General features: G+C 66.0%; 15 protein-coding genes and 1 pseudogene. 6 read left to right on the top strand and 10 right to left on the bottom strand.

All coding sequences use genetic code 11. The features are described from left to right. From ACSIH6_RS16935 to ACSIH6_RS16920, 4 genes are all read right to left on the bottom strand, one after another. Window positions 1-591: phosphotransferase (locus tag ACSIH6_RS16935; protein ID WP_435109265.1), on the bottom strand; the 591-nt coding region annotated here is incomplete at its 3' end. 449 nt (window positions 592-1,040) lie between these two features. Further along, window positions 1,041-2,075 carry an IS630 family transposase gene (locus ACSIH6_RS16930; RefSeq protein ID WP_435109269.1) on the bottom strand — a complete coding sequence of 345 codons (1,035 nt, stop codon included), beginning with the start codon at window positions 2,073-2,075 and terminating at the stop codon, window positions 1,041-1,043. Between the two features lie 70 nt (window positions 2,076-2,145). Then, window positions 2,146-2,823 (bottom strand): hypothetical protein, encoded by a 678-nt coding sequence (locus tag ACSIH6_RS16925; protein ID WP_435109264.1) that lies wholly within the window; start codon window positions 2,821-2,823, stop codon window positions 2,146-2,148. Between the two features lie 9 nt (window positions 2,824-2,832). Next, on the bottom strand, window positions 2,833-3,642 hold the full coding sequence (locus ACSIH6_RS16920; RefSeq protein WP_435109263.1) for an NUDIX domain-containing protein: 810 nt from the start codon (window positions 3,640-3,642) through the stop codon (window positions 2,833-2,835). A 632-nt stretch (window positions 3,643-4,274) separates the two neighbouring features. On the opposite strand from ACSIH6_RS16920, the gene ACSIH6_RS16915 reads away from it, so the two are divergent. Beyond that, entirely contained in the window at window positions 4,275-5,459 is a 1,185-nt protein-coding gene (locus ACSIH6_RS16915) for a methyltransferase domain-containing protein (protein WP_435109262.1), read from the top strand. 554 nt (window positions 5,460-6,013) lie between these two features. Here ACSIH6_RS16915 and ACSIH6_RS16910 read toward each other — a convergent pair. Genes ACSIH6_RS16910 through ACSIH6_RS16900 form a run of 3 tightly spaced genes read right to left on the bottom strand, consistent with a single transcriptional unit; the run spans window position 6,014 to window position 8,134 of the window. After that, a complete protein-coding gene (locus ACSIH6_RS16910) occupies window positions 6,014-6,478 on the bottom strand; it encodes an NUDIX domain-containing protein (RefSeq protein WP_435109261.1) in 465 nt (154 codons plus the stop codon). A 10-nt stretch (window positions 6,479-6,488) separates the two neighbouring features. Next, entirely contained in the window at window positions 6,489-7,682 is a 1,194-nt protein-coding gene (locus ACSIH6_RS16905) for a DegT/DnrJ/EryC1/StrS family aminotransferase (protein WP_435109260.1), read from the bottom strand. Further along, the gene (locus ACSIH6_RS16900) at window positions 7,682-8,134 is read right to left on the bottom strand and encodes a hypothetical protein (RefSeq protein ID WP_435109259.1); all 453 of its coding nucleotides are present in this window, start codon (window positions 8,132-8,134) and stop codon (window positions 7,682-7,684) included. The genes ACSIH6_RS16905 and ACSIH6_RS16900 overlap by 1 nt, the downstream gene beginning before the upstream one ends. Here ACSIH6_RS16900 and ACSIH6_RS16895 point away from each other — a divergent pair. The 4 genes and pseudogenes from ACSIH6_RS16895 to ACSIH6_RS16880 all read left to right on the top strand — a co-directional run bounded on the left by ACSIH6_RS16895 (window position 8,118) and on the right by ACSIH6_RS16880 (window position 11,577). Continuing rightward, window positions 8,118-8,528: a peptide deformylase gene (locus ACSIH6_RS16895; protein WP_435109258.1), complete on the top strand. Its 411-nt coding sequence runs from the start codon at window positions 8,118-8,120 to the stop codon at window positions 8,526-8,528. The two genes, ACSIH6_RS16900 and ACSIH6_RS16895, sit on opposite strands and share 17 nt — an antisense overlap. Window positions 8,529-8,558: 30 nt before the next feature. Further along, a pseudogene (locus tag ACSIH6_RS16890) lies at window positions 8,559-10,262 on the top strand (zinc-ribbon domain-containing protein); the annotation flags it as partial. 39 nt (window positions 10,263-10,301) lie between these two features. Then, window positions 10,302-10,778: a DUF559 domain-containing protein gene (locus ACSIH6_RS16885; protein ID WP_435109270.1), complete on the top strand. Its 477-nt coding sequence runs from the start codon at window positions 10,302-10,304 to the stop codon at window positions 10,776-10,778. Between the two features lie 166 nt (window positions 10,779-10,944). Then, window positions 10,945-11,577, top strand: a complete 633-nt coding sequence (locus ACSIH6_RS16880; protein ID WP_435109257.1) for an HAD family hydrolase — start codon at window positions 10,945-10,947, stop codon at window positions 11,575-11,577. A gap of 621 nt (window positions 11,578-12,198) precedes the next feature. On the opposite strand, the gene ACSIH6_RS16875 is transcribed toward ACSIH6_RS16880, so the two are convergent. From ACSIH6_RS16875 to ACSIH6_RS16865, 3 genes are all read right to left on the bottom strand, one after another. Continuing rightward, window positions 12,199-13,044, bottom strand: coding sequence for a transcriptional regulator (locus tag ACSIH6_RS16875; RefSeq protein ID WP_435109256.1), 846 nt, complete (start codon window positions 13,042-13,044; stop codon window positions 12,199-12,201). A 624-nt stretch (window positions 13,045-13,668) separates the two neighbouring features. Then, window positions 13,669-14,379 carry a 5-formyltetrahydrofolate cyclo-ligase gene (locus tag ACSIH6_RS16870; RefSeq protein ID WP_435109255.1) on the bottom strand — a complete coding sequence of 237 codons (711 nt, stop codon included), beginning with the start codon at window positions 14,377-14,379 and terminating at the stop codon, window positions 13,669-13,671. 15 nt (window positions 14,380-14,394) lie between these two features. Then, window positions 14,395-15,444, bottom strand: coding sequence for an NsdA family TPR-like regulatory protein (locus ACSIH6_RS16865; protein WP_488186002.1), 1,050 nt, complete (start codon window positions 15,442-15,444; stop codon window positions 14,395-14,397). A 384-nt stretch (window positions 15,445-15,828) separates the two neighbouring features. Here ACSIH6_RS16865 and ACSIH6_RS16860 point away from each other — a divergent pair, with 384 nt between their 5' ends. Next, window positions 15,829-16,725, top strand: a complete 897-nt coding sequence (locus tag ACSIH6_RS16860) for a phosphotransferase enzyme family protein (protein ID WP_435109253.1) — start codon at window positions 15,829-15,831, stop codon at window positions 16,723-16,725. Window positions 16,726-16,727 lie beyond the last annotated feature (2 nt).

The following is a 16,727-nucleotide window of genomic DNA, read 5'->3' as shown; positions in this document are numbered from 1 at the left end:
CCCTTCCCAATCCAGCAGGGTCAGCGGAGTGCGGGTGAGGTTGGCCCAGTGCAGGTCCGCGTGCGAGGTCACCCAGGCGCGAACGGCCAGGTCCACTCCTGCTTGGCCGATTTCGGGAAGGTGGGTGGGTAGGCGTTCGATGAACCCGGGGGTGTGGCTGTGTCGGCCCGCAAGGGCGGGGACCTGTTGGAGCTGGTGCAGGGTCGCGCGCAGGCTCGTCCACCAGGCGGAGTCGAGGGCGGGCGGGCCTTGCAGGTCCGGTGTCGGGGACACCGGGAGCGCGTTCAGGCGGGAGAACACCAGCGCTTGGAACACCGGCCCCGAGCCCCACTCGTGTGCGGCCAGCAACCGGGGTCGGGGAATGTGGGCGGGCAAGGTCTTCTCAGCCACGAGGTTGCCCTCCCACATCCGGCCGCCCGGCCGGGGCGCTGACGCCACACGCAGCCACGCCGAGGACCCGTCAGTACGGGTGACGGGGCCGCTCAGGGTCCGGCCGCCCACACCCTGGTGCGGTGTGTGCGCAGGTGGTGTGGTCAGCTCCAGGGCGCTGAGCGCGTGCTGCCAGGCCTGGTGCAGGTGGGGTGGGGTCACTGGTGTCCTTCGCCTCCTGGGCGTCGACTGGCGCCATCGACTGTTCGATGAGGTCGAGGTGGTCTCTCGCTGGTGGGTGGCCCGCAGGTCGCCCTCAGCGACAGGGCTTCGGCCTGACGGTCACGGCCTCAGGGCAGCGGGTGTAGTGGCAGGACGCACACGGCGTACGCCACCACACCTCGCTGGGCTACATCGAAGATGTGAGGGCTCGGTGGTGACCTGTCTTCTTCAAGCCAACCGGTAGACCGACAGCTGCCGATCAGCGATCAACTCGGTGAAGACGTGGCGACCTGTACTCTCGGGTTCGACGGCGGATCCGTTCATTTTTTCGAGAAGCTGAAACCCTTCGGCCGTCACAGTGAGATTGCTCAGAAAGATGCCCTTCTCCGCGTAGGAGTGGACCTGGAGTCGGTGTAGGTGCGTGGAGTCCAGGGTGCGAAGGACCCTGGCTAAGCGCCTTTCCTGAAGTTCTGCGCGTAACCAGCGGGGAACCACGGGCTGGTCCAGGGGGCGGCGGTGACCAGTAGCTGATCGGGTGAACGGGACCGGAAGAAGGCATGCACCTGCCGTCGTCGGCCCGGCCAGCTGACCGCGGTGTTGGCCACATACGCCTTCAACGCGGCCCAGACGCGTTCGGCCGGGTTGTCGTGCGGGCTGTAGCGCGCCCCGAACCACACGTGCAGACCCCGATGGGCGGCCACGAACTGCCGCACCAGGCGGGCATGGTGGATGCTGTCGTTGTCGCAGACCACCACGATCGCCGGAGCGGTCGGGAAAGCGGCCACCACCTGTTCCAGCAGGGCCACGAAGTCGGCCGCGCTCCGCTTCCCCAGCCGGTAGACCCAGGTGCCGGTCCTCACCTCCAGCGCTCCCAACACCGTGATCTGCCGGTTGCGGCCCGGGGTGAGGATGCGGGGACGGTGTCCGCGCAGTGTCCAGGTCGCGTGCAGGGTGGGCAGCAGATGTAGGTGGGTCTCGTCTTCGACCCAGATAACCGCCCCGGCCGGGAGCAGACGCATGCGGGCGGTGAGGGCGGCCAGCACGGCTGCGCGTGCGGGGTCGCCGCGGGCGATGGCTTTGGGTCGGCGCCACAGGGCGACCTGGCGCACCCGGCGGTACAGGGTGCGCGCACTCATGCGGGGTCGGCCCAGGTAGCGCCACAGGCGCATCAGCGTCCAGGGGCCGGGGCGCCTGAGCAGCGCGGTGATCCGCGCGCACAGCCGTGGCCCGCCCAGGCGGGGGCGCCCCGTGCGGGGCCGGTCGGCCAGGCCGCGGATGCCTTCGTGGTTGTAGTGGTTGATCCAACGGCGCACGGTGGCGGGGTCATAGTCCAGCAGGGCGGCGATCTGGGCGGGTGGGAGGCCGTGCAGGGACAGCAGGACCATCACCGCTCGCAGGGCCACTCTCCATCGACCTTTGAGCTCGTGGTGCAGGTGGGTGATGTCGCTGGTGGGGGCTTGGGCGAACACGGTGGGCGGGCGCATACTGATCACGACCTCGCCGGGTGGTCAGACGATGGCTACAACCTCGATCCAACCCCCAGCGAGGTCCTTGTCAACACGCGCCCGCTGCCGCGTTCTGGCCTGGGGTTACGCGCAGAACTTCAGGAAAGGCGCTTAGCATCAGGAGTTCCTCGGCATGTTGACCGGCCTGGTAGTCCCATGAGGTTGGAGGGCACCACGTCTGGTCTTTCATGGGCCCTGTAGTCACGGTGAGCTTCACGCCCTGGAAAAGGGTGGTGAACGATTTGCGTCCTGAGGGATCGGTAAGCGCCTCCGCACCAAGGGCGTCAGCGAAGATGTCCACCGAACGTGTCCGGTCGTCCTGGTCCACCACTGCATCCAGTTGGAAAGAGATCTCCGGCTCTGGCGAGTTCACGTTTTCCATGTACAGGTTGACCGGTGTTGGATACAGCGGGGCCACGGTGTCGAGGAGCTGCGCGGCTGTGTAGATCAACGACAACGGGCTGGGGGTGAACCTGAGGGTGGGAAGGTCCGCAGCACCGTGGGGTTCGCTTGTGCTGGCCTCCTGGCGGGGTTTCCAGCGGTGCTTCTGCCCGGAGGTCTCCCACTGTTTCTGGTGATCGGTGTAGGGCTGTTTGCCATCATCGATGACTTCGACGTTCCGCTCTCCGCCGCATGCGGCAGCTGCGGACTCATAAGAGGAGTGCATCAGCCGGGTGTACTGCTCGTCGGTGACCGTGTCCGGCAGGTTGATGGTGTAGGACCTCATGATTCCTTTTCAGGGTCGGGGAATGCTCTGTGCCCACTGCGTCAGGACGGCGCAGGTTTGGATCAGTTCTGCGTAGAGTTCTTGCGGGTCCTCGGTCGCACGCGCCTCGCACAGCTCCTCGAAGGCCAGGTCCCACCAGGTGAGGCCTTCACCGGCCGTGTCAACCCGAGCCTGGGCCTGGGCGGCCTGGAGTTCGTGTTTGGAGTCGGTGCCCGAGGGCAGGCGCTGGATTCCGTACAGGGTCTGTTGGCGACGGCGTTCATCGGCGATGTCGCCGAGCACGCGGGCCAGAGAACCAGGAACGCCTGCGTCTCCCAGCTGTGTGGTCTGGGGCTCAGGTGAACGGTGTACGGCGTGGGCAGCGTTGGGCGGGTACTGGGAGAACCGGGTGCCCGACAACAGGAGTGCGACAGCCTGGGCGCAGTAATCGACCGTGTCCGCAGGCAGTTTGTGAGCGGGCCACCAGCTGAGGTGCGTGTACTTGTGGGGTTCCCGGTTGACCGGTGTGCCTTGCCAACGTCGACAGACGAAGAAGAAGTGGGCCCAGGCCTGGTCCCGGCTTTCCTGGCTGTGAACGACGTGGGCGAACTGCAGGTCCGATGGCTCAAGAACAACGCCCAGTTCCTCGTGTGCTTGGCGGGCCGCAGCGGACAGCAGGCCCTTCCCGAGCTCAGCCCTGCACGCCACGCTGGCATGCCAGAGCCCTGGGGCATAGGCGTCGTCGAGGGCACGACGCATCATCAGCACCTTGCCGCCATCGAGGAGGAGTACGTGTGTGCTCAACGATGTCGTCGCAGGCCCGAACGGTTGTTTGGCCATGGGCCCATCCTGGCCCGCCCGTGGCAGCGCTGGGTGCGGTTTCCGGAAAGTCCGTGCGGCGTTCCTGGGCTGTGTTGTGAGTCTGGAGGATCACGTGTGGACCAGCCGAGGCCCAGGTGCTGCGCCACGACTCCGGCCAGGATGGATGACCTATTCCGTGGGCATGAGCCAGGCGCCTCTTTTAAGCCCCAGAGCGGCTACGGCATGATCCAGACCTGCACCGGGGAGCAGGTACCGCCCAGAGCTCACCCCACGGGGCTGCACCACGTCCGTCCACAGCTCCATACCCTGGGCACCGATGCGCCCTCAATCCTGGTCTTCCTGAGGGTTCCCACGTTGGAGGGATCTCGGTCGCGCGGCTACTGGGGAAGCAGCTGAGGCTGTTTCCCCGTCCCTGCGTAGCTACACATGCGAGGCTGCCGGTGGCCGCTCTCGGCCGAAAGCCATAACAGTGGGTGATAGGAAAACTACGCTCACAGAGACGTGCTTTTCCGCTTCCAAACCACTGAGGAAACCCCCATGGCAAAGCATGACGACCCGTCCCGCTGGGACGGCCAGAAGGACAAGCCGCCGCCCCCACCCACCCCCAACGATGGCGGCTCCGTCGGCGGCAAGCACGAGCGAGACGACAAGTGAGCGACCCCGACCTCCTGCAGTCCCGCCTCGCCGATCAGATGCCCGCGGCGTGGCGGGACAGCTTTCTCCAGGTGCCCCGCCACCGGTTCATCCCCGACACGATCTGGGTCCGCGACGCTGACGGCAAGCCCGCGCCGCTCTGTCGCGGCGATGATCCCGCAGCGTGGCTGCGCGCCTGCTATGCCGACGCTCCCATCGCCGTGCAGCTCGACGACGGGGAGGACTCCGGGAACGGATACGTCAGTTCCACCGCGTCCATGCCCACCGTCGTCGCCATGATGTTGGAGAGCGCTGATCTGTCTCCTGGCCTGTCCGTGTTGGAGGTCGGCACGGGAAGCGGGTACAACGCGGCTTTGCTGGCGTCGGTGGTGGGAGCCGAGAACGTCACCACGGTGGAGATCGATACCCAGTTGGCCGAGCAAGCCACCGTGGCGTTGGAGCGGGCAGGATGGCCGGTCAAGGTCGTCACCGCGGACGGAGAGAAGGGGTACCCGCCGCGGGCCCCGTTCGATCGGGTTGTGGCGACTGCGGCCGTCGGCACCGTCCCCTATGCGTGGGTGGAACAGACCCGATCAGGCGGGATTGTGGTCGTTCCGTTCGGCACGGCTTTCCACAGTGGGGCACTGCTGCGGCTCAAGGTCGACCGCGGGGTGGCGGTGGGTCGCTTCGACGGCGATGCCGCGTTCATGTGGACGCGGGCCCAACGCCCCCCGCACGGCTCCGTCGAGGACCGGGTACGGGCCGAACACGACGTCAGTGAGGCGAGTACGCGGTTGCACCCCTATGAGCCCGTGGGTGACTTCGACGCCGGTTTCGCGATCGGCCTGCGTGTTCCGGGAATGACGTCGACTCTGGTCTACGACCACGACGATTCCGCCTCTGAGCGGTACACGGTCTACCTGATGGACCCGGGTTCGCGGTCGTGGGCGTCATGGCGCGTCGAACCTGAGAGTGCCGAGTATGCCGTGCGCCAGCACGGATCACGAAGGCTGTTCGCGGAACTGGAGTCGTCCTACCGTTGGTGGGTGGATGTGGGTAAGCCCTCGCACACACGGTTCGGTGTGACGGTCACACCACACGGTCAGCAGGTGTGGCTGGACGCCCCGGGAAACGTGGTTCCCGCGCTAGAAACAGAACGACAAGTACCAGTTCGTCGATCCAGCCACGATCCTGGCAGGTGAGCAGGAGAATCATCGCCACGACCCTCAGTTGCGGTGCCATGGAAAGGGCCCTACGAACTATACGAAAGGGCGTGTTCCTAGCTCCGGGATCCGAGGGAGCCGATCTCGTAGTCTCTCCTCCCATTGCGCGGTGGCGTCATAGACGATCGGTTGCTTCGTCTCACGGGCAAGGAACACGGTGGCGGAAGGGGCGGCATGGAGGCGCGAGGGGAAGAGGAAGGGTACCGGCCACCAGAGGACCCTGCTGGCGGTTGAAGCAGAGAGTGAGGCGCACGCCCTCAGGCCAAAGGGGCCCGGTGCAGTGCCGACGTGGTGTGGCTGGACCAGGAACCCCGAGCGGTGGAGGAAATGGTGATCGCTGAGGTGAGCGAGTGCGGTACCTGGTTCGCTGGCCAGCGAACCCTGTGAACACTCACCGCAGCGGCCCTGGTGCCGAGGCCAAGCTGGGGCCGGATATGCGTTCTCTGGTGAGAACATGGTCCGCCGGGTACGTATCAGGACGAGGCCGACACGCTGTTGTCCGTGTCCCGGATGCGGGGTCGTGTGGACCGGGGTCAGGCGCCCCGAGTGGTGGACCTCGACCACTCCTGGATCGTCTGCTTCGACTCCTCGGTGAGATCGCTGTCCCCAAGCTGGTCGGGCTGCACCCAGCGGTAAGCGGTGTGCTCGTCGGACAGAACGACCTCCGCCCCGTCATAGGGCAGGGCGAAGGTGTACTGCCGGGCCCGGCGACCGCTCCCCGATACGTAGTCGAACACCGACACGAAATCTGGGTCAAGGTCGAGGCCACGGACCCGTCCCACCTCCTCGGAGAGTTCCCGTGCCAGCCCCTCAAAGAGGGTTTCGCCCGCGTCGACACCGCCGGAGGGCAGCTCCTCGATCCCAGGGAGGAAGTCATCCGAGCTGCTGCGCCTCAGGATCAGTACCTGGCCGAGGTGGTGGATGACCGCCCCGACAACGACCTTGCCGATCCCGTCGCGGCGGGCACTCTCCGACAGGGCTTGAACGTCGATACTCATGAGCCTGACACTAGCCTCGCCCCAGCCTGTCCAAGGCGGTTTCCAGGGCATCGACGACCGCTTGGGTGTGCCGATCGGCCTGGTCCGAGTCGTCGGCTGGCACGGCCACGCGCAGGGAGTGGGCGGCGATCCACTCCGCCCCGCTGAGGTCGCCATGACGCGGCGTAGGCGGGTAGGTGGCCACGGGGGAACGCAGCTGGGTGAAGGCCGGGTAGGTGTGCAGGGGACGCATCGCATCGCAATCACTCACGTCGGTGCAACCCAACAGGAGCAACTCGCCGAGCAGGTCCTCACGGGTGAACCCAGCCCGGCCCGGGTCGATGGTGAACACGAAGGCGTACAGCGTCGGGGTGTGCCCAGGACCGACCGGTGTCAGAATCTCGATCCCCGCTCGCCCGGCGAGCACGGCTTCGATCCGTTTGGCGTGCTGGCACCGGTGCTCCAGCCAACCGTCCAGGCGTGACAGGTACACCTCGGCCATCGCCAAGCCGAGCGGGTGCGCCCGGTACTTCAGGCCCAGCCCGGTTTCGGCGTAGCGGTACAGCGGCGAGGCCGTGTCCACCTCGGCCAGGGCGCGCTTGTTGAAGTGTCCCAGCAGCGTCGCCTTCTCGTACACATCCTGGTGGCGTGTGGCCAGCAGGCCCCCTTCGCCAGCGGTGATGGTCTTGCGGCCCTGCAAGCTCCAGCAGGCCGCGTCAGCGAGCTGCCCCACGGAAACACCCTCTCGGGCGGCGCCATGGGCGTGGGAGCAGTCCTCGACGAGGGCGATCGTGTTCTGGTCGCAGAACTGCCTAAGGCGCAGTGTGTCCTGGGGGTGCCCCCACATGTGGGTGATGACCAACGCCTTGGTCCTGGGGGTGAGGAGCCTGGCGGCTTGGTCCAGGTCAACGGTGCCCACGGAGTCCACGTCCACCAGGACTGGCACCGCTCCGAGCTGGAACAGTGGGGTGGCGGTGGCGAAGAAGGTGTAGTCCTGCACCAGCACCTCGTCCCCGGGCCCGATGTCCAGCGCGTAGTAGGCCGAGTGCAACGCCGCCGTTCCCGAACTGGTCAGCAGGGCGAAGCTGACGCTGTGCCGGGCGGCGAAGGCGTCCTCGAAGCGGGCGATGATTCCGGACCGGTCATAGATCGAAACGGTCTCGCCGAGCTGTCGGTCGACGGCGGCACGGACTTCAGCATCCACAGGCGGCCAGGTGAATCCCATCAGGCCGCTCCTTCCATGTGCGTTGTGACAGCGGGAAGCGGTTCGGGGCTGCCCGACCTCAGGGAGGTGTAGGCGGCCTGGATGAGGGAGACGCTGAGCACCCCGATGCGGGCTTCGGAGCGGTCGACCGAGGCGTCCCCCAGGCTGTTGGTGTGGAAGCGCAGCATCTGCGCCCAGGGATGGTCAGCGGCCTGAACCGACATGGTGTGCTCCAGCCCGCCCGGTGCGTGGACGCTGATTCGGGCGTGGCTGTCGGTGATGGTGATACGCCCGTGCTCAGCGATCAGGTCGATCATGTCCTGGCGGTCATCGTGGCGTGAGAGGTACATGGTGCCCCTCACCCCGTCGCTGTGGGCGAGGAGTACGTGCGCGGACTCCTCCACCTCCACGTGGGGACGCCAGGTGGAGGTGGTGGGGCTGAGCGCGTAGACACTGGTGACCGGTGACGGCACCAGGCGGGTGATGGCGTCGGCCGCGCAGATCGAAATCGACCGGGCTGCCGCGATCGTGTTTCCACCTGACCTCGACGCCGTGCCCTTGGTTCTGCTCAACCCGAGGATCATCGATTCCTCACCCGAGTTCGATTCCCAGTACGAGGGATGCTTGAGCTTCTTCGACGTGCGTGGACTCGTGCCACGCCCACGACGCGTCGAGGTGGAACACGCTCTGGTGGGCGGCGGTACGGCGATCACGGTGTTCACTGACGCTCTGGCCCGTCTGGTGGCACACGAGGTCGACCACTTGCACGGGCTGCTTTATACGTCCCACATGCCCGAGGGGGTGGTGCCGATACCGGTCGAGGAGTACCGGGGCACGGGGCAGGCCTGGAGTTATCGACGCGCTTGAGACCTTGGCGGCACGGTTGCGCATCAGACGATGCCGCTGAGGTGGTCCAGGCTGACCAAGCCGCGGCCGCCGGTGAGAAGGATGCGCTTGGCGATTCTCGGCTGGAGTGCGGCCGGGGCGGTCGGTCCCGAAAGCGCACACCTGCCCACGGGTGCCCCCACTGCGGTTTCCTTCCGGTCCTTGCCCGGTGTCGCTGCATGCAAGGGCGCAGGCACACTTTGTGGACACAAGGCTCCATTGCACCCAAAACGCCTGAAGTTCGCGTTATTCATTATTGGCATTATTTCCCCTAGTCGCCTACAGGCCACCACGCGAGCGTCATGGAATGTCCTCGCCGTGCTCTATCGTCCTCGTGCCCGAGGAAAGGAAAAGGTCATGCCACCACGAGGACCCCAAAAGCCCAAAGCAGGGTGTTCTCTCGCAGAGAAACTTCCTGAACTGGCCGTTGAGTGGCACCCCTCTCTGAACAGTGTGACCCCGTGGGATGTCAAGGCCGGCGCTGGCACTCACGCATGGTGGCTGTGCGGCACCTGCGGTCATGAGTGGAAGGCCCGCATCGGTAGCCGCGCTGAGGGGGCAGGGTGTCGGCCCTGTTCCCTCAAGCGTGCAGCAGAGAAGAAGCGCCGTCCTCTCACCAGATCCTGCCTTGCAGAGGAATCGCCTGAACTGGGTAAGCAGTGGCACCCTACGAGAAACACGACCTCACCAGAGAAGATAGGAGCGGGTTCTTCTCAGAAAGTATGGTGGCTATGTTCGTGTGGCGATTCCTGGCAGGCACGCGTCTCAGACCGGGTCCGCAACGGGTGCACCGAAGGCTGCCCCGCCTGCGTAGCAAAGTCCGTTGGCGCCCGGCAGGGTTTGATCACCATAGGACACGATTCTGGGCCTGGTGAGCCGCGCCGGTCGCTGGCCCACACCCATCCGCGTCTGAGCGCCGAATGGGATCTCGTCAAGAACGAGGACTTGAAACCGACGATGGTGCTCCCTGGCTCGAACCGTACCGTGTGGTGGAAGGGCCTTTGTGGGCACGAATGGTCGACCAGAATCTCGCACAGAGCAGTCCAGGGAACTGGTTGTCCTTATTGTGCCAAGCGTCGCCCTCACGCAAAACACAACCTGGCTGTGGCGCATCCGGCTGTGGCGGCCCGGTGGCACCCCACTCGCAACGGCGACGTACGCCCTGAAGACCTCTCACCGCACTCTGGGCATCGTGCTTGGTGGTTGTGTCCAGACTGCGGAAACGAGTGGGAGGCCGTCTGCCGCTCGCAGGCCGAGGGGCGCGGTTGCCCGCGTTGTGGGCGAGAGCGATCCGCACAGGGTTCCCGTATGCCGCGCACTGGCGTGGGGGGCTCCCTGCTGATCCAATCCAGGCCTGACCTTGCTCAGCAGTGGCATCCGACGAAGAATTCCGGCGTGGAGTTGGCGACGGTCGCTGCCTCCTCGAACCTGCGAGTCTGGTGGCTGGGCCCCTGTGGACATGCCTGGGACATGACCATCAGCCATCGCAACAAGGGGCTCGGGTGCCCCTACTGTTCAGGACACCGCACGGGCTTCGGCAACGATCTGGCAACCCTGCGGCCAGACTTGGCGAAGGAGTGGCACCCCACCCGCAACGGTGGGTTGTCCCCGTCCGATGTCGTGCCCGGGTCAGCTCGAAAGGTGTGGTGGAAGGCCGATTGTGGTCATTCATGGTCCACACTTGTCTTCGTACGCTCCAAGGGGTCGAACTGTCCTCGTTGCGCACCAACTCCCAACTCCCGCCAACAGACTGATATGGAACTGGCGCTCTCGCTCGCGCTGCCAGGGCTCGACGTTCACCACCCTTCGGTACGCACATCTGCGCGGCTCTACCGGTGTGACATGGTCTGGCCCGCACAGGGCCTCATCGTGGAGTTCGATGGGAGTTACTGGCACCGCGGTTTCGAGGGCCGGGACCGTGAGAAAGCGACCCATCTCCGAGAGTGCGGATGGCGGGTGGTACGAGCCCGTGAAGAGCCGCTCTTGCCACTGCATGAGGACGATGTCTGCGTGCTCGACGTGCAAACGCATGGGGTCATCAATGCTGCTGAGACGATCGGCGTGCACCTACGGGGACTTGGCTTCCCGGCCGTCACAGGCAAGGATTGGGCCGAGCAGGCCGCCAAGGAGTGCAAGCTCCGCGGTCGGGACTACCACGCCCTGCGCAACCAACGCCCCGTTGCTTCTCCTCCTCCGACAAGTCACTGGGAACAAGGCACACTGTGGCCCTGAAGACACCGGTACGAGGTCACTCGTATCTTCTGGCGCCGATGCCACCCCATGCTGTAGTGGTCGCACGGGGCCGAACCGGGCGGCTGGTCGGGTTTTTCGTACTCGCTAGGGTGTGTCCGGCATAAGAAGCCGCCTTGGTGGTTGGGGAGGTCCTATGATTCGGTCGGTGGTATTCGATGTAGGTGAGACGCTGCTGGACGACACCCGCGAATGGGGGCGTTGGGCCGACTGGATCGGCGTGCCCCGCCACACCTTTTCCGCTGTACTGGGCGCGGTGACCGCCGAGGGTCGCAACAACGCCGAGACATTTGAGTACTTCCAACCGGGCTTCGACCTAGCGGCTGAGCGGCAGCTGCGCGAGGACGCCGGGCGAGGTGAACTCATCGAGGACGAGGACCTGTACCCGGACGTGCGACCGAGTCTGAAAGGGCTGCGGGAGGCGGGCCTGTGGGTGGGGATCGCCGGGAACCAGACGTCCCGGGCTGCCGAGCTGCTGCGCGCCCTGGAGCTGCCGGTGGATGCGGTTGCGACGTCGGGTGAGTGGGGTGTGGCCAAACCCGACCCGGACTTTTTTGCACGCGTGGTCGACATGGCGCCGGGGCGGCCGGAGGAGATCGTGTACGTGGGTGATCACCGTGACAACGACGTGGTGCCCGCCTGCGCGGCCGGGTTGCGCACTGCACTGATCCGTCGGGGCCCGTGGGGGTATCTGTGGGCTGAGGACCCGGTGGTGCGCGAGCAGGCGGACTGGGTGATCGACTCCCTCAACCAACTCCCCGACCTGCTGGTCAACGCTTAGGGCCTCTTCTGGGTTTCGGTGACGGTGCGGGCATCCGGGCCTGGCGGGTGCTTACTGTCAGTACGCAGGCGTGATGCCGCCCTCAGGGCACTGTCCGTCCCAGCTGTTAGGCCAGCCCTTGAAGGCGGCTACGACCTTCCAGTAGTTCGACGATGGCCTCGAACCAGGCCACATCACGACTGAGGAAGGTAGCGCGTGCGCGTGAGTGTTCGTATTCCACCAGCAGCGCCCCGTACCCTGCGGCAGCTGGGTTCCCAACGTGTTCACGCGCCACACGCTACGCAAACGACCGCTCTGGGTGCGCACCCTGCGTGATTTCACTGCATTGGTGTGTGTCGTCGTGCCCACCGTCGGTCGCCTTCGCCTTGTTGAGGTTGCTCCAGGCGTTTCTCCGGATCCCCCGCTCTTGCGGGGACGGTGATTGGTAGGCGTGATCGGTGTTGGTGTGATGCCAGGCACTTACTCCGCAGGTGACACAGGCATTGGGGACAGGAGGAACCATCAGTTGTCCTTCACAGAGGTGTAGCGGACGGGCGCCCTCGGCGATTCGGTCTGAATGATGCAGGGCAAGTGACAAACCCACATCGAACCCAGGAACGCCAGTAGCCAACTGCCCAGAGCCTAGTTGCGTAGGGGGATACCCGTAGTCGTGGTGAACGCCGTCACCGCGGAGCGTTGACAGCTCGATCCCCGCACCAGATCGGTGAGTAGGCTGCGCACCTGCGGGTGCACCCGGGTGTGCTCGGGAGCGGTCTGCCAGGCGCTCTCCAGCGCGGACAGGGCCAGCTCGGGGCGGCCAGTGCTTGCTTGGGCGCGGGCGAGGTCGACGTAGAAGTGGGAGCGGCGTTCGGCGGGCAGCGTCAGGGGAGGCGTCCAGCCGGCCGCGGCGGCGAGGGCGTCAACAGGCTCTCCCGAGTCGACCGCCAAGGTGACCTCGTGGATGCGCACCGAGGCGGGGCCGAACGCGGTCCCGGCGTAGACGCCTTCGGCTGTGGAGGCCGCAGCCTGGCGTGCTTCGGCCAGGTGCTCACGCCCCCGGTCCAGGTCTCCCCCGCGGGCGGCCAGCACGGCGGCGCGCATGTGCAGGGCGCCGTAGGTGGCTTGTGCGTGTGGGGACGCGAGGGTGAGTCGGTCAGCGACGGTGTCGAGGTGACGGCGGCCGAGTTCGAAGCTGTGGGTGGTGAAGAAGGTCTCCGCGCGCACGTAGGCGACCATGGCTTGGACGATCTCGTCGTCGGTCTGGGCGGCGGCCCAGCGCATGATGTGAATCAGGTGCGCCGACAGGTCATGCAGGCCGCGTTTGTCGGCGATGGCGTCCGCTGCACGGTAGGCCTGGACCAGAAGCCGGGCCGCGTGAGCACGTTGGGTGCCGTGGTGGGTGTGCAGAGCACGTGTCAGCTCGGGCAGCACGGTGGGCAGCAGGTCCAGGAGACGCTCGTAGCGCGAGTTCAGGCGGTCTTGGACCACAGCAGCGACGCAACGTCGCAACTGTCCTAGAGGGCGAATCGGCCCGTCCTCAGGCAGATCGTAGGTATGAACAGTCCGTCGCAGTGCCGCGAGTCGTGTGTCCGCTACGACGTCGGTCCCCGTGGCCGGTGGCACTGGAACAGGGTGTGCTGCGTCCTCTCCAGTGACGTCGGCGGTTGGGGCGCCCAGGCCTTCGAGTACGCGCTGTGCCCGGGTTCCTTCCAGATCACGGCCGGACTCGACACGGCTGATCGTGCTCTGGGACAGATCACACATCGTGCCGATGTGTTCTTGAGTCAGCCAGCGCACGCGGCGACGCAATAGACGGATGACCTCAGCAGCTTCGCCTCGCTCTACAGCATGGGTTACGTCCGGTTCAGCCCAAAACCACACGGGGATGCATGCGCACGCTGAAACCGAGGCCTGGTGTGGGCGACCACAGTTGGCGCAGCTGGCCGTCCCCATGTGGGTGACTCCTCCATATGCAGGGTGAACCCTGTTCGGGTTGTGCCAGCGTAACCAGTAGCCTCCGGCCAGGCTCGGGACTTTGGTCCTGAGGATCTTCAGCCGCAGTGTCGAGGCCATGGTGGTGTGGCACGCCAGCACGTGGTGCTGCGTCGCGTTTCACTGAGCTTGGAGGTACGGGTGCAGTGCCGGGATGGTCGTTTTCTGTTCGGTGCTCAACGCCTCGGCGAAGATGCCCTGGGGTCGGCGTCGGGGTGGGCAGGTGAGGGTGCGGGTCGGTGTCACGATGAGGTCGACGCTGGCGTCATGGGGTCCTTCGGGCAGGTCTTCGTCGAGGACTTGAAGGTCGTGCACGGTGGTGACGATCAACGTCTCAGGTCCCAGGAGCCCGGCGTCAGCGAGTAGGCCCATTTCGATGTCGCTGTAGCCGGCGCCCTTGCCGAGGCGGACCCCGGCGGTGTTGACGGCGACGCTTCCGCACACGACCACATCCACGGGGCGCATCTGGGACACCGTCACCCGCGGGGCGTGTTCAGCGGCCCACGCCTTCGTCGCGGAAACCCTCCCCGGCGCTCCCAGGGCAAGGTCCAGGGAGTAGAAGGGCTGGAGGCTGGCCAGGCGGGGCACGGCCATGTACACCTGCTTGCCCGCGTCGATCGCGGCCTCTCGTACTTCGGCCTGGGCTTTGTCGGGGTTGGACTTGACCACGTGCGCGGTGCGCCACCGTTCATGCTTGCTCAGGCGTTGAGCGGCTTGCGGTGCGCCGTGGAAGTCGGGGATCTTGCCTTGGACGCTGCCGGTCCGGCCGGCACCTGCGGTGTCCATGTGTTCCCAGACACGCTGGCGTACCTGCTCCTTGCTGGTGTTCATGTGCTGCTTTCGGTCTCAGGAAGCGAGGAAGATGAACAGCCGGTCGTGGACGTCAGCGACCCAGGGCTCGCGACGCCATGGCCGTAGTTCGCGTGAGGCTGTGGCGACCAGGGGGAGGGCACCGCCAGCCCGAGTGGTTTCGACCATGCCCAAGGCCTGTTGGAGGGACTGTACTGCGTGATCGGGGCGGCGTTGGCGTATGTGGGCCAAGGCGAGGTTGGCGACCACGATGGCTTGGGATTTGACACGCCCGTCCAGTAGAGGAACGGCCTGCTCCAGAAGGGCTTGAGCCCGGTCAGGGCGATCGAGGGCGAGGTAGATGGAGCCGGCCATGCGCAGGCGGCGCCCCGACCATTCGTCGGAGTCGAGGTCGGCTTGTTCCGCGTAGGTGTCGGCGGCATCCAAGTGGTGTTCGGCCTCGGCACGGTTGCCCATGCGGGCGTGGGCCTCGCTGATGTGCAGGGCCACCGAGGCTTGGGTCGCGGGGTGGCCCTCGGCGGCGTGGGAGGCGCGTTGCGCGCTGGCCAGGGCTTCGTGAAGGTCTCCGCCGCTGCTGTAGAGAGGGATGAACGCGCGCCGCAGAAGCGCTTTCGCGGCAACCGTGCGGTTCCTGCTCTCTTGGGCTGCCAGGACCGCTTCGTTCAGGTACATGGCCGCGGTGGAGCTGTCCTTGCGGTGGGAAGCATCCCAGACGAGTTGTCCCATGAGCAGGGCTGACCTGCCTCTGAGACCCAGCAGTGTGTGGAGTTGGGACGCAGAGCTGGTGCTGGTCCTGATGAGGGCGCCGTGGAGTTGTCCGGCCTCGGCGAGCACAGAGGCGGAAGGCAGCACGTCGTAGTCGCGTTCCAGGCGTTGGAGTTCGCTACTGAGCCAGCTCACTGTGCTGGTATCCGCAGAGGTCCAAGGCTTCCATAGAGGGTCGGACTGCTGGGGTGGGGGTGGTTGCGGGGACAGCGGAGTGTGGTCCCAGGCGCCGAGGCCTTCGAGAGCGGTGTGGGCGAGGTTACGGTCGAGGGGGCGACCGCGCTCCACGCGGCTGATGGTGCTCTGGTGGACGCCACACATCCGCGCGATGGCCCACTGCTTCAACGCGGGTACCCGACGGCGGAGTTGGCGGATCACCGCGGCGGCGTCTGTCTCAGCCACAGCACGCGCTACCTGAGGTTCCGTCCAGAACCAGGCGGGGACGCATTCGCACAGCGGCACTGAGGCCTGGCGTGGGCGACCACAGTTGCCACAGATGGCCGTCCCCATGCGGATGACTCCTCCATACGTCAGATCCAACGGTGTGGATGTGGTGCCAGCGTAGCCAGTGCCCACGGGCCAAGATCGGGACCTTGGTCCCGAGGTCACCGCGATACTTGCGTTGCGGCTACTTCGACCTGAGTTCAGGGTTTTGCAGACGGCCGGTGTCCGGGACCTCACTCGAGGTGCGAAACAATGAGCGCGATGGACACCGAGACCTTCGACGTAGCCAGCAGCCTCAAAACCCTTCGCCTCGCGTGCACTGCGGTCGGCCTTTCGATGGCACAGGAGCCTGAACTCATCCGGTTGGGTGAGAACGCGGTCTGGCGCTTGCCTGAGCACCGTCTGGTCGCTCGTGTGGCACGCTCCAGCGATCGTTGCCCCCTCGTGGAACGCGGCGTTCAGCTCGCCCGGTGGATGCACAGTCACCACGTTCCCGCGGTGCTGCCTTCCGACGAGGTGACCAACCCCGTACGCACCGGTGATGATCGTGTGGTCACTTGGTGGACCGAAGTCCGACACCACAGGCCCGCCACCCCCGCACAACTGGGAGCCGCGCTCCGTGCCCTGCACGACATGCCGCTCCCCACCCCCGACCTGGTCAGCCTTCCGGAGGCATCGACCGTCGACAAGGTCGACCAGCGCCTCGCCGCAGTGACCTTGACCGAACCCGACCGGACCTTCTTGCAGAGCATGGCCGCCCACCTGCACAGGCAGTACACCGATCTCACCTACGACCTGCCCTACGGGCTCGTCCACGGTGACGCCCACGCGGCGAACCTGCTAGTGACGTCGGACAGTCAACTGGGATGGGTGGACCTGGACGGTGTAGCGATGGGACAACCGGAGTGGGACCTGGTGCTCACCCCCATCGAACACGAATGCGGCTGGGTCACCTCGGACGCCTGCCAGGAGTTCGTCGACGCCTATGGATACGACGTCACCACCAGCCCCGCTTACCCGGTGCTCCGGGAGATCCGGCTGCTGAGGATGACGTCCTGGTTGGCCCAACTTCCCAGCGCACAGGCTCGTGATGAAGTGACGCGTCGCATTCAGGACCTGCGCGAAGGCACTCCCATTCAAGGGTGGCAGGCGTTCTAACT

The sequence above is a fragment of the Nocardiopsis synnemataformans genome (assembly GCF_965343085.1).
Lineage (GTDB): Bacteria > Actinomycetota > Actinomycetes > Streptosporangiales > Streptosporangiaceae > Nocardiopsis > Nocardiopsis alborubida.
Note: the sequence above shows the minus strand (reverse complement) of the source record. Positions and strands in the feature narration are given on the sequence as shown.

Coding starts and splice junctions, on each gene's coding strand:
- ACSIH6_RS16870 (WP_435109255.1), bottom strand. CDS start 14,379: ATGAACACCAGCAAGGAGCAGGTACGCCAGCGTGTCTGGGAACACATG.
- ACSIH6_RS16865 (WP_488186002.1), bottom strand. CDS start 15,444: ATGTGTGGCGTCCACCAGAGCACCATCAGCCGCGTGGAGCGCGGTCGC.
- ACSIH6_RS16920 (WP_435109263.1), bottom strand. CDS start 3,642: ATGGCCAAACAACCGTTCGGGCCTGCGACGACATCGTTGAGCACACAC.
- ACSIH6_RS16930 (WP_435109269.1), bottom strand. CDS start 2,075: ATGCGCCCGCCCACCGTGTTCGCCCAAGCCCCCACCAGCGACATCACC.
- ACSIH6_RS16910 (WP_435109261.1), bottom strand. CDS start 6,478: ATGAGTATCGACGTTCAAGCCCTGTCGGAGAGTGCCCGCCGCGACGGG.
- ACSIH6_RS16925 (WP_435109264.1), bottom strand. CDS start 2,823: ATGAGGTCCTACACCATCAACCTGCCGGACACGGTCACCGACGAGCAG.
- ACSIH6_RS16905 (WP_435109260.1), bottom strand. CDS start 7,682: ATGGGATTCACCTGGCCGCCTGTGGATGCTGAAGTCCGTGCCGCCGTC.
- ACSIH6_RS16885 (WP_435109270.1), top strand. CDS start 10,302: ATGGAACTGGCGCTCTCGCTCGCGCTGCCAGGGCTCGACGTTCACCAC.
- ACSIH6_RS16860 (WP_435109253.1), top strand. CDS start 15,829: ATGGACACCGAGACCTTCGACGTAGCCAGCAGCCTCAAAACCCTTCGC.